The organism is Mesorhizobium sp. WSM4849 (assembly GCF_055811385.1).
Window position 1 is genome coordinate 103330 of sequence record NZ_JBVVPW010000019.1, and the last position, 13234, is coordinate 116563.

A 13234-nucleotide genomic window follows, 5' to 3' on the forward strand; every position below is an offset into this window, starting at 1 on the left:
CTCTTTGTCCAGTTGATAGATGGGTAACACTTTGAACCGGATACATGGTGTAGTGCACCCCGATTCTGAGACACGAAAGGGGTTGCGGAGATCGATCATCAGGTCTTTCAAGCGCCCCAAGGGCATCCATTTAACGGCACCGCTAGAGACAAAGATGACCCACGACGGTGCGCGACAATTGGCGAAGTCGCTTGCCCAGTGTCTCGTTGATGCAGATCCTGATCGTTACCTGCTGTCCTCCGCATCCGCGGTCCGAAAAGGCCGAATCTTCATTGACTATCTGCGTAACGGACGCGGCAACACAGCCGTGGGAGCGTTCTCGCCAAGAGCGCGGCTCGGCCTACCAATTGCTCATCCGGTGACCTGGATGCAGGTCGAGCGCGGAATTCGGCCGGACTCATTCCCGATTGGCAACCCGTTCAAACCGGTCGCAAAAAAGGCCGCATAGGCGGGCTTGGACCTCCATGTGGCTCACACACGTGGCTGTGGTCTCTGTTGTGTATTTGCCGATGTCGGGCGGGCATGTCGCGCAGGGCGCAGGTCCACTGGCGTATGGCTTCTTGCGACGTAGTGATGTGTAGCGATTGCACATGCGCCAAGCGTCGCGGAATTGGCTTGTCTCTGCAACCGGACCTCGCGGCAAGCAAGCTCCGGCCACCTCGAAATTTTCAAGGTGCGATCTCAAACGCGTCTAGCGCACCATTTTTGGTACCCCTCCGGTGAGGGCCGCCTTGTTGGCTAAGGGCGAACGTCGGAAGCCCTAGGCATAATCCTAGGAGTAGCCCTAGACGATGCCGCGGGTGGAGGTGATCACGTCGGTTGAGAGACGCCGGCGGTGGTCGCGGGAGGAGAAGGAGCGCTTGGTCACCAAGCTACTCTTCAGTCTCCGACCGGAGTTCAGTACCCACTGATGCAGCGATTCGAGGCTGCCGGAGTGCAGCGCGGCCCTGAAGCAGGCCGTGAAACGATCGCACTCGCGAATTGACGCTGCCCGGCGGTTGGCGAAGTTTGCTCATAGGGCCGTATTTGTTGAACCGATGCTGATCCAGATGTGCGAGCAGCGCATCGATTTGCCGCCCATCTAGCGCCTCGAAGGCTGTGCATAAATCGATCCCGCATGCCTTCAGGATTTCACGGGCGCGCTTCGCATTTTCATTCCGTTCATGCATCAGGGCAGTCTCCGATTATGGCGGCAGTTGCTTTGGTCAGCAGCATAATCGGTTTACCGCAGAGATTGCGAGACCGAAAAGCCAATCCGGGCGGCCTTGGCCGGATGGCAACCGAACCAATAGCCAGGACCGGAACAACTCGTCGTCCTGATATTTGCGAAGCAGCTTTGCGAGATAGGCCACACTAGACTTCTCCTTGTAGGCCGGAACGCTGCGCGCTCTCCAAGCCGTCGCCAAAGGAATGCAAAAACATCGAAACAGCTGGCTACAGGTCTGAACGCGAAATGCTCTGGGCATAATTCTGGATGATGCGATAGACCTGCATTCGTGAGCATCCCACGGCCCTTGCTATCTCGGACGCTCCCATAACCGCAGGGGCAGAGAACGTCGATGCGTTCATCCCGTTCGATCTGCCGCCTGCACGTCCGGCACTCTTTGTTGAAAGCAAGCTCGAACATCGTCTGCGGGAAGCCGAGCAGGCGCTCGTTCGGCTCGATCTCGGAGGCGATATGGTGCCTTCCCTCGATTGGTTCAGCTATGCCTTCGTGCGCAAGGAGGCAGTGTGATCTCGTCGCAGATCGAGGGCACGCAGGCATCACTCGTGGACCTTCTCGCTTTCGAGGCCGAAGAGAGGCCGGCACCCAATGCCGATGTGGAAGAAGTCACGAATTATCTCGATGCGCTCGCCTATGCCCGCGACCAGCTAGCGTCGAAGCAGCGGTTGCCGATTTCCATGCGGCTCCTGAACGAGGCACACAAGCGGTTGATGCGCGGCGTGCAGGTTCGAACAAGCAGCCCGGAGACGTGCGCCGCAGCCAGAACTGCCGGCGCCTCAATCTGGTCCGGCTCGAAGGGGACTGGGAGGACTGGATCGACTTCTTCCTCGATGGGGTCGCCACGATTTCCGATGAAGCCGTCGCTTTGGCGCGGGAACTGTTCAATCTCGTATCTGCGGGCCGGGTGCGACTGCTCGAAGCCCAGTTCGCCTCCGTCCCGGCAGTGAGACTGTTCGAGCAATTGCCGCGACAATCGTGAGTGTTGCCTCGGCCATAAAGTTGATCGGCGCAAGCAAGCCGACCGCGATCCGTGCGATCGAGGCTCTTACCGAAGCCACATTCTCGTGGAAACCACGGGGAGGAAGCGCGATCGCAGCTTCGCCTATCGCGCCTATCTGGAGTGCCTGCGAACCGGAACGGAATTGGACAGCGGCGGCTGATCGCTAACAACCGCGAAATCATACCACGCAAAGCCCACATCCTGGGACCTGCATGAAGCCCCATCTTGTGCAGCGTAGGAACCATACGGAATGATACGGGAAGATTTCTGATTTTTGCCCGCGAAAAATACAATGAAATCAATGGTTTAAACACGTACTCCGGGCCCACCAAATCCATCGCTTTGTAGCGGCCGCTCTGAACGACCGAAGTTGGCGCAACGAAGCCCTTCGAACTCCCCGCGTCGAGTCCTTCCTCACTGCGTAGGCTTGACCCTCATGTATGCCTCCCTCGATCATCGAACCGACCAACTGCGCGGTTGGCAGCTTCGGCGGTAGGTGAGGGCAGGGCCACATCAGGGACCGAAAAAAACCGCCCGGGTCGTCGGCGACAATCTAAGGCACTGGCGCTAAGAACGCTTTCTTGACTAACGCTCACCGTTAGTAACGACTTCATTCCCAGAGGGGGCGGCAAGGAACGCAGTCGTTCCTTGGCGCCACGATCCGAAAGAAGCTGGTCCCAATTGAGCGTCGAAAAATGCCGAAGCGAACAACGGGCCGATACGAGAGCGTAACCGCAGGCGCAGAGAACGTCGATGCGTTCATCCCGTTCGATCTGCCGCCTGCACGTCCGGCACTCTTTGTTGAAAGCAAGCTCGAACATCGCCTGCCGCGCGGCTTGCATGGCGTGGCGGCGCAACTCCACCGATCGCCGTGCAGCGCCCTGCGGAACCTTCCAGGCATCCAGTCGGAATTGTCTCGTCGCGATGGACTTGCGCAGGGTCGCCGCGAGGCTCTTTCTTTCGTCAAGGCGGCGACCGAAGTGCGCTGTTTAGGCATGCGCCTTTACTGGCTATGCCTATGCCGGCAAACCTGCCATACGCATGGCGTCGGTGACGTCATCGATGATATCAGGCGCAATTCCTACGGCAGCGGACCAGCGCCCGATGGTGAAGTGCGGGTCGAGCGAGAGCAGCCGCCCAGCCGAGGCTTTTGCCTCGTCGAGCTGCCCGAGCCTGGCTAGCGGTGCCGCCAGCCATCCGTGCAGGATGCTGAAGCCGGGGTTCAGTTCCACCGCCCGCCGGCCTGCTATGACGGCTTGCTCGTGTCGGCCGGACAGGAAATTGCCGAAGCCGATGATGCCTTGCGGCACGCAGCTCATCGTGTCGAGGGGGCTCAGCCGCATCGCCTGCTCGCCCCAGTCGATCGCCCGCGCCGCGTCGCCGCCATAGGCCACCGGCACGCAGCCGAAGGCATAGACGAAGGCGCAGGATGCGCTGAGCGCCAGGGCTGCCGCGAACGCCTCGTCGGCCAGCCTGCGGTCATGCTCCACCAGGCCGATGGTGAACCCGGCCAGAGCGAGAGCCATCGCGTCGCCCGAACCGTACTCGATCGTCGCATGGGCATGGCGGGCCGCCTTCTCGCGGTGCTTCGCTTGCATGCCGCCGCGTATGAACAGCGTCTGATGCGCCCAGGCGGCAAAGCCGTGGGCAAGGGCATAGGTCGGCTCGATGGCTAAAGCCTGATCGAGCAGGGGCAGAGCCTTGGACGCCCCCTGCGGCATGAAGGTGTAGACATCGGACAGCGCACGAAGCAGAAGATCATAAGCATCGAGACTGTCGGGGCGCCGGCGCCGGACGCGTTCGATCTCGGCCCGGCGCAAATTGGGCTCTATTGCCGCGACCACGCTGACGGTGATCTCGTCCTGCAGCGCGAACACGTCGGTCAGGTCGCGGTCGTAGCGTTCGGCCCACAGATGGCTACCGTCCTCGGCGTCGATAAGCTGGCCGGCGATGCGGACACGGCTTCCCACCTTGCGCACGCTGCCCTCCAGCACGTAGCGCACGCCGAGCTCGCGCCCGACCTGCTTCACGTCGACCGCGCGGCCCTTGTAGGTGAAGGAGGAATTTCGCGCGATGACGAAGAGCCATCGGATCCGCGACAGCCCAGTAATGATGTCCTCCACCATGCCATCGGCAAAATAGTCCTGATCCGGATCGCCGCTCAGATTCACGAAGGGCAGCACCGCGATCGATGGACGGGCGGGAATGCCAGAGCCAGGCTTCGGTTGCTCCATCGAGGCGATCGCCCCTGCTTCCGACATCTGGACCTCCTCGCGGACAGTGCCGACAAAGCGAAGGCCCCTGCGCAGGATGGTGCGGATGAGGCGTTGCTCCTCGCCGCTGTCACCGAGCGCATTGCGGGCGGCATTTATGCGGCTGGCGAGCGTGGCGTCAGAAATGATGCGCCCCTGCCAGACCGCATCGACCAGATCGTCCTTGCTGACCACCCGCTCGCGATTGCGGATCAGATACTGCAGCAGGTCGAACACCTGCGGCTCGACGGAGATCAGGTCGTTACCGCGACGCAGTTCGCGGCGATCGCCGTCCAGAGCAAAATCCTCAAAAAGATACGGCAAAATCACTCGCTCCAGATCGCGCTCCAAATGGACCGACACTGTAGCCGCGTCGTGGACGCAAAATCAAAGCGATCTCAATGCAAAATCAAGAGGTCCTGAAGGCCGCCTCAAAGCGCGCCCCTCAGCCCTGCCGCATAGTCTTCCTGCAACAAACGCTCAACCAACGCTTTGAAAAGGAGAACTCACATGTCGAACACTGCAGCAAAGTCCGTCGTCCTCGTGCATGGCGGCTTCGTCGATGGCTCCGGCTGGGACGGCGTCTACCAGATCCTCAAGAAGGACGGCTACGACGTGACTATCGTCCAGAACCCGACCACCTCGCTCGCCGACGACGTTGCCGTCACCAAGCGCGCCATCGCCGCCGCTCCCGGCAATGTCATTCTGGTCGGCCATTCCTATGGTGGCGTCGTGGTGTCCGAGGCCGGCACCGATCCCAAGGTGACTGCCGTCGTCTATATCGCGGCCTTCGCGCCAGACGCCGGCGAGTCGGTCTCGAGCCTGATCGCCAACCCGCCGCCCGGAGCGCCGGTGCCGCCGATCCTGCCGCCCGTCGACGGCTTCCTGATGCTCGACAAGGAAAAGTTCGCCGCCTCGTTCGCCGCCGATGTTCGTCCCTCGCTCGCCTCCTTCATGGCGGATTCGCAGGTGCCGTGGGGTGTGGCGGCACTCGAAGGCAAGGTCACCGCTCCGGCCTGGAAGGCAAAGCCCTCGTGGTATCTCGTTGCCAAGGACGACAAGATGATCCCGCCGCCGGCGCAGCGCCAGATGGCCAGCCGCGCTCAGGCGACGACCGTCGAGGTGCCCGGCAGCCACGCTGTCTACGTCTCCGATCCCGCAGCTGTCGCCAACCTCATCAAGCAGGCGGCCGCCGATGTCGGCAAGAAGTGAACCGGCCATGATGGGCTGCCTGGGCGCTCGGCGGCGCCCAGGCCCTTTTTTTCTTGCTCTGAACGTATCGTCTCCGGCTGACCAGTCTAACCAAGCGCGGAACCATACGGAGCGATACGGGAAGATTTCTGATTTTGGCCCGCGAAAAAGACAATGAAATCAACAATCTTAATACATCCTCCGGGCCCACCATACAGTCTGCTCGATCTCCGGGTTTTTCACCCGTCTCAGAATGGCGTCGACATTTCCGTAGGTTAGCACCGAGTAGTGGGCAACACTTGGCTGAGACGCCGCAGTGAGCGCCGAAATCACCTAGCTTTTGGCCATCCGTCTCCGTCAGGCGAATCCCGTAGCCAAGTGTTTGCCAAAGCGATGGTTGGCGTTGCGAGTTAGATGCTTGAGGGAGGGCGTCAGAAGCCGAGGAGCGCAGCCTGGCTGGTCCAGGCGTGCGGCAGCAGGAAATCGGCCGGATAGCGATCGTTGGCGAGAATCCCGCCGACCTTTGCGGCTGCGAGGACCACGGCGTCGGGCCTGGTTTCTGTCATCCAGCGATGCACGGCGTCCTGATTTCGAAGGTCGAGAACGTCGCGCGGAGCCATTAGGACCTCGCAGTTTTCCTCCTCCAATCGCCGCGCCACAGTCGAGCCGACCATGCCGCGGTGGCCAGCCACGAATATCCGTTTTGCGTCGAGCCGATAAGTGTAGTCCATGACCGGTGGCCCTCTCTAGACGCTACTGTCCATGTGCCAGCTCTCTCGCTCCAGACGTTTGAGATCGGCGGCCACCATTTCCGCCACGAGGTCGCTGAACGTCGTCTTAGGCGACCAGCCGAGCTTTGAGCGGGCTTTTGCCGGATTTCCCATCAGGAGATCGACGTCCGTCGGACGGAAATGGCGTGGGTCGACTCGGACGAGGATCTCTCCTGTCTTGCCATCCCGGCCGATCTCGTCCACCCCCTTACCTTCCCAGACGATGACGCGGCCGACTGCCCGAAAGGCACGTTCCACGAACTCGCGCACCGAATGGGTTTCGCCCGTGGCGAGGACGAAGTCGTCAGGCTCGGCGTGCAGAAGAATCCGCCACATGCCCTCCACATAGTCGCGAGCATGCCCCCAGTCGCGTTTCGCGTCCAGATTTCCAAGATAGAGGGTGGACTGAAAGCCTCGCTGGATACCTGCAACCGCACGTGTGATCTTGCGGGTCACAAACGTCTCGCCGCGCGTGGGGCCTTCATGATTAAATAGTATGCCATTGGAAGCGAACATTCCGTACGCTTCACGGTAATTGATCGTGATCCAATAGGCATAGAGTTTGGCCGCCGCATAGGGAGAGCGCGGGTAGAACGGCGTCTTCTCCGTCTGGGGCACCTCTTGGACTTTGCCGAACAGCTCGGAGGTTGACGCTTGATAAAAGCGCACCCGCTCTTCCATCTTCAGGATGCGTATGGCTTCAAGCAGCCTGAGTGTGCCAAGGGCATCGGCGTTGCCGGTATATTCCGGCGTCTCGAAGCTTACCTGGACATGGCTTTGGGCCGCAAGATTGTAGATTTCGGTAGGGCGCGTCTCCTGAATGATGCGAATGAGATTAGTCGCATCGGTCAGGTCGGCGTAGTGGAGAAAGAAGCGTGCGTCCGGTTCGTGCGGATCGACGTAGATGTCGTCGATGCGTTCGGTATTGAAGGAGGAGGATCTGCGTTTCAGTCCGTGGACAGTATAGCCTTTCTCCAGCAGCAGTCTGGCAAGGTAGGCACCGTCCTGACCGGTCACACCAGTTATGAGCGCAATGCGATCTGTCATCGTGCCCCATCCAATCGTTGAGGGCCGTGGTGGCGCCGTCGACCGACGGTCCGCCCCCGCACTCCTCAAATGAAAGGCGAAAGCGCTTTGTTCGACCAGAGTGTCATTGTGGGAGGCACGCCGGCAAAGGAGGTAATCCCCACCGCTCAATGCCCGTCACAGCTACTTCCCGTGCGTCCCCTTTCTGCTTGGCTAGCCTCGTCGGACGTAGCCGCCCTGCCGCGAGCCGTCAGTTCACAAGCGCTTGCGCCACCGCTTCTCCGCGAGCTGCTTGCCGCCCATGCTGCCGTCGGCAATGCCGAACATGTGGGTCGTCTGACCAGTGCGGCGCGGGCCATGCCGGCTGAGAAACGTTCGCGTCCAGCCTGCATCTCGGGTCACCTGGCAAGCGTGGCGTCGGGGCGCTTGTTGCCGACGATCCCCGCCACCGACGGCGGCTTGTCGAAAGTTCTCGTAAGGCTTGTTATCGCGTCAGCAAAAATGACAATTCGTGGCCCGCAGGAGAAACATGGAACAGGGTGTACCCCTGGCCCTTTATCGCTTCCACTGTTCGGTAGGTTTGCTCCACCGGAGTGCGGTGCCACCAGTGGTGAAACTCGACGAGAATCTGTCTCGGTAAGACATCAGATCCAAGCACCTCTGGAAGGACGTCGTGCTCTGCCCCCTCAACGTCGAGTTTCAGCACATCGATAGTTGCCAGTCCGAGCATATCCAGGATAGTAGAGTAACGCCTCACGTTGCAGATAATGCTCTTGCCCGTAACCATCTTCGTGGAAAAATTGCTGCGTGTATCATCTTCGGACACAGCAAACGTCTGCTCCCCGTCGAAATTAGATATTCCCAGGGGGTAGATCCGCACAGTGGGGGGTAATTCCTGAGCGGCAATCCAGTCAAGACTGGCCGGAGTCGGATCAAACCCAAAGACCTTTGCGCCGAATACTTTGCTGATTTCCTGATCAAATGAAATGTCGTCCCCTAAGCCAAAGGAAAGAACAATAGGGGATGGAGTACCTAGAAGAGGCTCGACCGCAACCACCCAACCTCCATATACGGAGCCGAGTTTTTGTGTAGGAACAGAGCATTCGGGCCGGAGAAGATGATCGAAGCCTAAGGCCGCTCTTACAACGCGCTTACAATACCGGAGCCAATCTGGATTGTACATCAATAGTGCCTTTGGCTTATTTGTAGTAGCTGTTCCGCTTGACTGCGCCTTCCTCACCATGTCCAAAATGGACAAGAGCGCCAGATGGGTTCAGTCTGGCCCAACGCGGAGCGGCTATCGCCCTGTGAATTCTACATCATTTCCTCCCGCGACCAGAGTGTCATTGTGGCAGGCACTCCAGCAAAAGGAGGTAATCCCCATCGCTCGGCGTTCGTAACAGATGCTGCGGGAGCGTCGCCTTGGGCTCGGCCAACGTCTTCGCCCCGCTGCATAGGAAGTAGCCGCCCCGCTGCGATCGCCGGCTCACGAGTCCCTACGCCGATGCCCTGTCCGAGGGCTGCGTGCCGGCTACTTGCGGAGCCGAAGGAGTGGTGATCCTGTTCGTTGCGGAGCTGAACGCAGGGGAGGGCGGGCCTTCGCGGTTCGAACGAAATTGACCTTGGGCTTCGCCGAGCGGAGCGATCGGGCTTTTTGAACAGCGGCCGCGCGACGTAGTGGGTACTCGAAATGGCAGAGGTAATAGGGCCAGTGGAAGCCGTATGGGGGGCCTTATCCAGCTGCCGGATGCATATTTTTTGATCCGTTGCATTGTGGTAATTCGCCGCTGTTGCGAACCCTTCAGCATGGCTTCACACCAGTTCCTACTGGAGAAGCCCTTTGGCAAGTTCGCGCAAGTCCTGAAACGCAATAACAAGGTATGAGACCAGAAAGCTGCACAGATAGAAGCTTGGTGCGGCGCCGCGCTCCCACCGGAGAAACAAGGCGCCGAGTTCAAGGCTCGGGCGCGTTTGTGCTAGCCATGCCAGGGTCGCGGCCAAGGCGAGACTACCCAGAGCATTGGTCGGGTAATGCAGCCCCAAGTAGACTCGCGCAAGCTCTATCACCAAGGTGCAGGCCAGGGCGAGGAGTCCGAGTTCGAAGCGAACGAGAAGAATGGCGATCGCTAAACCCGCGAACAGAACCGCTCGCTCGCTGGGGAACCCGGGGCTGCCGGCGAACGGCGCTGAGCGCAGAACGGCAGCGTCGCCCAGAACCTCCGGGATATGAAGCCCAAGTGCGGCGTCAAAAATCGGCTTTGGCGTCGTCGGCAGAGTGCCCTGCAGGAAATGCGCGACGAGCGCCGCGAGGACAGCTGCGCAGACGCCGCTCACCAGCCTTGCCCTCGATTCCGGCCTGTCATGGGCGAACCAGCAATACCAAAGCAAGGACACAACTATAGCGCCCTCGGTTGTTGGGTAGACGGCACCGAAAGCGAGCCGGCTGGCGAAGGGCTGATTGCTCGCTACGGTGTTAATGGCCTTTACGAGGGGCCTGTCGATCCAATCCGGGTTAAGGGCCAGGAAAGTCGTACCCACAAAGAGGAGGCAAAGCGCGGCGGCATGCTTCAGGTAATGGAAGTCGGATAGCGTTCGCGCCATCGGTTCGGCCATCTCGAACCTCCTCGGGCTCGGTCTGCGGAACATCCCGCTAACTAAGCGGTTGTAAGAACCTCGCGCTGCGGTGACGCGGCAGAGCTGCCGAAGAAGACAAGATCCTGCGCCCGGCGCAGCGCGTCGCACAGCCGCCCTACCGGAAGCTCGATGTCGTCATAGCCGAGCACCTCGTCGCGCTTGACGTCGCGCAGCAGTCGGCAGCCCTCGGCGAGCCCGATCGGCACAAGCCGCTCGGCGTGCACCGTCGGCGCGTTCTCGCAGAGGCCATAGGTCATGTAATGTCCGAGGCCATCGAGGATCTCTCCGGCACTAAGGTCCCGCTTGGCGGCGGCCACCACGTCAACGGTCGGCGCGCCCAGGGGCGCAATCGCAGCATCGCGGAAGATCGCGGCCCTCGCCACCGTGAAGGGCACCTCGAAATGACACAGATGATAAGGCCAATAGAAACAGTAGAGCGGCCCGGGGCCCATCTTGTAGAGTGACAGATAGTGTTTCTCGACGGCATTCTCTGTGGTGCCAAGAACGAAGACGCCGGGGTTGGGCGTGGCGCCGACACAATAATCAACTATCCCCGGCCCCTCGAGGAGCTGATTGAGCGGATACCAGCCGACCGCCTCCTGGATCGGGGTCCCGGGCTCGACCACAGGCCCGTACATGCCGCGCTTGGCCACCAGCATGCCTGTGGCGTTAGCGACGATGGCATTCTCGAATGAGATCTTCGTGCCGTCCGCGAAGGAGGTGACCATCGGGGCCTTCATCCCCCATTTCTTGGCAAATCCCTCCTGGGTCGTCGGATTTCGGTAGGGATCGTGCAGGCCCTTGATGTTCCCGCAAAGCACGGGACGTATGCCCAGGCCCCTGACCCAACGGTAGAGGTTCATGATGACGCCCGGCTGATCCCCCTCCACATTGGTGAGGACCACGCCTGCCTGGTCGGCATACACTTTCAGGATTGGGCCGATCGTGCCGTCGAGTTCGGCATTCATCAGGGCGACATGCTTGCCGTGCCGGATCGCGCGCATTGTGACGTGGGCAGCGAACTCGATCGCGCCTGTCGCCTCGACGACGATGTCGATGCCTTCGGCCTCGCAAATGTGCATCGGGTCCGCCGTGATCGCGCGGCGGCCGCTGGCCACGAGATCCTCAAGCGCTTTGGTGCTGGTCGCCTCCGTCACATCGTCCGCGCCCGCAGCGGCATAGGCCTCTCGCGCCTTTTCCACGTGTCTGTTGGAAATGGCTGCGAGTTTCATGCCCGGAACATGTCGCAGCATCTGCATCGCGATGCCTCGGGCCATGAAACCGGCCCCCACCATACCCACGCGAATTGGACGCCCCTCAGCCTGGAGCAACTCCAACTCCCTGTCGACGATGAACATTTGCGTCTCCTCTGTAGCGCTCCCGCAAGTTCGTCGCCGAGAAAGGTCATTCGGCGTAGTCCGGCCAAGTTCGGTCCTTATCTGAGATCACCGCCGGCTCATCCACTGGCCACTTCACGGCGAAAGCAGAATCGTTCCAACGAACACCGCGTTCGGCTGCAGGTGCATAGAATTCGGAGACGAGATACGTGGCCTCGGTGTGGTCCTCAATGGTGAGAAAGGCGTTCGCGCAGCCCTTCGGTATCACCAGCATCCGTTGGTTCGCCGCGGAAAGTTCCACAGTGAGGTGCTGCTTATAGGTGGGCGACTCGGGCCGCAGGTCGATCAGCACGTCGTACAGGCTGCCCCGTATGCAGCGAAGCATCTTGTCCTCGCCATGGGGAGCCAGCTGGTAGTGGAAGCCGCGCAGTGTATGCTTGTGCCTGTTGTATGAAATATTCATCTGCACGACATGATCCGGAAGCCCCTGCTCGGCAAATTCCCGCGAACACCAGCCGCGTGCGAAAAAGCCCCGCTCGTCTTCGAATTTCTGCAGTTCCACCAGGGTGGCGCCGGGAATATCGGTCTTTGTGAAAAGCATCGTAGATCGATTGATCAAATGAGTGTCACGTCGGGTCGCATCTCCGACGCTCTCCTGAGGGTTGCTCGCGCCGGCGGTCCGCTTGTGCGATCGCGGGACGGCATCAGACTTGCGCCGGATGCAAGAGGCGCGAGCCGTGGACTTCATAGCCGATAGGCACATAGGCTAGGTGTGAGAGTGCGCGTCTTACGCTTTCCCGGCGTTCCGGCTTGACCGCGAACATAAGGAATCCGCCGCCGCCGGCGCCGCACAGCTTGCCGCCTTCCGCACCTGCGTCCCTGGCGAGGTCGTAGTGGCCATTGATCGCCGCGTTACTCACGCGGGACGCCAAACTCCGCTTCATCTCCCACCCTGCGTGAAGGACGGCACCGAAGCGTTCTATGTCGATGACGGGCTCCGAAAAGATCTCCTGAAGCATGAAGGCATCGTCCCGCATCCGCCTGAGCGTATCGAGATTGCTTGACGTGTTCGCCTTCTGCTCTGCCAGCACGGAACTGGCCGGTCGCTGATGCGATGTCCAGAACATCATCAGGTTGCTGAAGAGATGTTCGACGGCGCCATTGCGCACCCGCTGCGGCTCGACCGTTACCGCGCCGCCAGGCTGGAAGCGGAACAGGTTCATGCCCCCGAACGCGGCGGCATACTGGTCCTGCTTGCCAATCGGCTCCTTGAGGATGTCCATCTCGATGTGACATGCCTCTTCGGCGAGTTGGCCAGGGGTGACACGTTCTCCCCGGAATGCATGTAGGGCGTTGAGCAGTCCCACCGTGAACGAGCTCGACCCCCCCATGCCCGTCGAGGCCGGCATGTCTCCGACCGTCGAGATGTAAATCGGCGGTTCGATCTCCAGGAAACGCAGGCATTCGCGAGCGATGTTGTTCTTGATCTCCCCTATGGTGTTTACCTGCTCTGTCTGTGAATAGTTCAAGCGGATGGGTTCATTAAAGATCTCGCTGTGACGCTTGACGGTGACATAGATGTACTTGTCCACTGCCGCGCTGAAGACCGCGCCGCAATCGAGATTGTAGAAATCGGGCAGGTCGGTACCGCCGCCAGCAAAACTGACGCGCAAAGGAGTGCGCGTCAGGACGAGAGACGGTAGACGCTGTGCAGCGCGATCGATGATGGTCAGAAGGTCCAGTCCTGAGCGGCGCCCCACGGCTTTGGTATCGTCTAGCTGTTCCATATTTTGCCCTCT

The 13234-nt window shown here is 60.4% G+C and carries 12 protein-coding genes and 1 pseudogene; 3 read left to right on the forward strand and 10 right to left on the reverse strand.

Annotated elements, in window-relative coordinates; all coding sequences use genetic code 11:
* Positions 1–19: 19 nt before the first annotated feature.
* A complete protein-coding gene (ligD, locus tag AC0L3L_RS21780; protein WP_473497015.1) occupies positions 20–448 on the forward strand; it encodes a non-homologous end-joining DNA ligase LigD in 429 nt (142 codons plus the stop codon).
* A gap of 424 nt (positions 449–872) precedes the next feature.
* Here the strand turns inward: ligD and AC0L3L_RS21785 are convergent, their stop codons facing one another.
* Positions 873–1169, reverse strand: a complete 297-nt coding sequence (locus AC0L3L_RS21785) for a hypothetical protein (protein ID WP_473497013.1) — start codon at positions 1167–1169, stop codon at positions 873–875.
* 265 nt (positions 1170–1434) lie between these two features.
* Entirely contained in the window at positions 1435–1569 is a 135-nt protein-coding gene (locus AC0L3L_RS21790; protein ID WP_473639070.1) for a helix-turn-helix domain-containing protein, read from the reverse strand.
* A gap of 404 nt (positions 1570–1973) precedes the next feature.
* Between AC0L3L_RS21790 and AC0L3L_RS21795 the strand changes: the two genes are divergently transcribed.
* Positions 1974–2204 carry a hypothetical protein gene (locus tag AC0L3L_RS21795; RefSeq protein ID WP_473639084.1) on the forward strand — a complete coding sequence of 77 codons (231 nt, stop codon included), beginning with the start codon at positions 1974–1976 and terminating at the stop codon, positions 2202–2204.
* Between the two features lie 1037 nt (positions 2205–3241).
* Here the strand turns inward: AC0L3L_RS21795 and AC0L3L_RS21800 are convergent.
* Complete coding sequence (locus tag AC0L3L_RS21800) at positions 3242–4801, reverse strand: winged helix-turn-helix domain-containing tetratricopeptide repeat protein (RefSeq protein WP_473497010.1); 1560 nt, start codon at positions 4799–4801, stop codon at positions 3242–3244.
* Between the two features lie 186 nt (positions 4802–4987).
* Here AC0L3L_RS21800 and AC0L3L_RS21805 point away from each other — a divergent pair, with 186 nt between their 5' ends.
* A complete protein-coding gene (locus AC0L3L_RS21805) occupies positions 4988–5689 on the forward strand; it encodes an alpha/beta fold hydrolase (RefSeq protein WP_473497008.1) in 702 nt (233 codons plus the stop codon).
* Positions 5690–6144: 455 nt separating this feature from the next.
* Here the strand turns inward: AC0L3L_RS21805 and AC0L3L_RS21810 are convergent.
* The 7 genes and pseudogenes from AC0L3L_RS21810 to AC0L3L_RS21840 all read right to left on the reverse strand — a co-directional run.
* A pseudogene (locus AC0L3L_RS21810) lies at positions 6145–6399 on the reverse strand (NAD-dependent epimerase/dehydratase family protein); the annotation flags it as partial.
* A 15-nt stretch (positions 6400–6414) separates the two neighbouring features.
* Positions 6415–7485, reverse strand: coding sequence for a GDP-mannose 4,6-dehydratase (gmd, locus tag AC0L3L_RS21815; RefSeq protein WP_473489157.1), 1071 nt, complete (start codon positions 7483–7485; stop codon positions 6415–6417).
* Positions 7486–7948: 463 nt separating this feature from the next.
* Positions 7949–8521: an FkbM family methyltransferase gene (locus AC0L3L_RS21820; protein WP_473489156.1), complete on the reverse strand. Its 573-nt coding sequence runs from the start codon at positions 8519–8521 to the stop codon at positions 7949–7951.
* A gap of 767 nt (positions 8522–9288) precedes the next feature.
* Positions 9289–10077, reverse strand: coding sequence for a phosphatase PAP2 family protein (locus tag AC0L3L_RS21825; protein ID WP_133254760.1), 789 nt, complete (start codon positions 10075–10077; stop codon positions 9289–9291).
* Between the two features lie 41 nt (positions 10078–10118).
* Positions 10119–11456 carry an NAD(P)H-dependent oxidoreductase gene (locus tag AC0L3L_RS21830; protein WP_473529706.1) on the reverse strand — a complete coding sequence of 446 codons (1338 nt, stop codon included), beginning with the start codon at positions 11454–11456 and terminating at the stop codon, positions 10119–10121.
* A 46-nt stretch (positions 11457–11502) separates the two neighbouring features.
* Entirely contained in the window at positions 11503–12036 is a 534-nt protein-coding gene (gene rfbC, locus AC0L3L_RS21835; RefSeq protein WP_352963810.1) for a dTDP-4-dehydrorhamnose 3,5-epimerase, read from the reverse strand.
* Between the two features lie 103 nt (positions 12037–12139).
* A complete protein-coding gene (locus AC0L3L_RS21840) occupies positions 12140–13222 on the reverse strand; it encodes a GHMP family kinase ATP-binding protein (protein WP_123147937.1) in 1083 nt (360 codons plus the stop codon).
* Between the last annotated feature and the right edge of the window lie 12 nt (positions 13223–13234).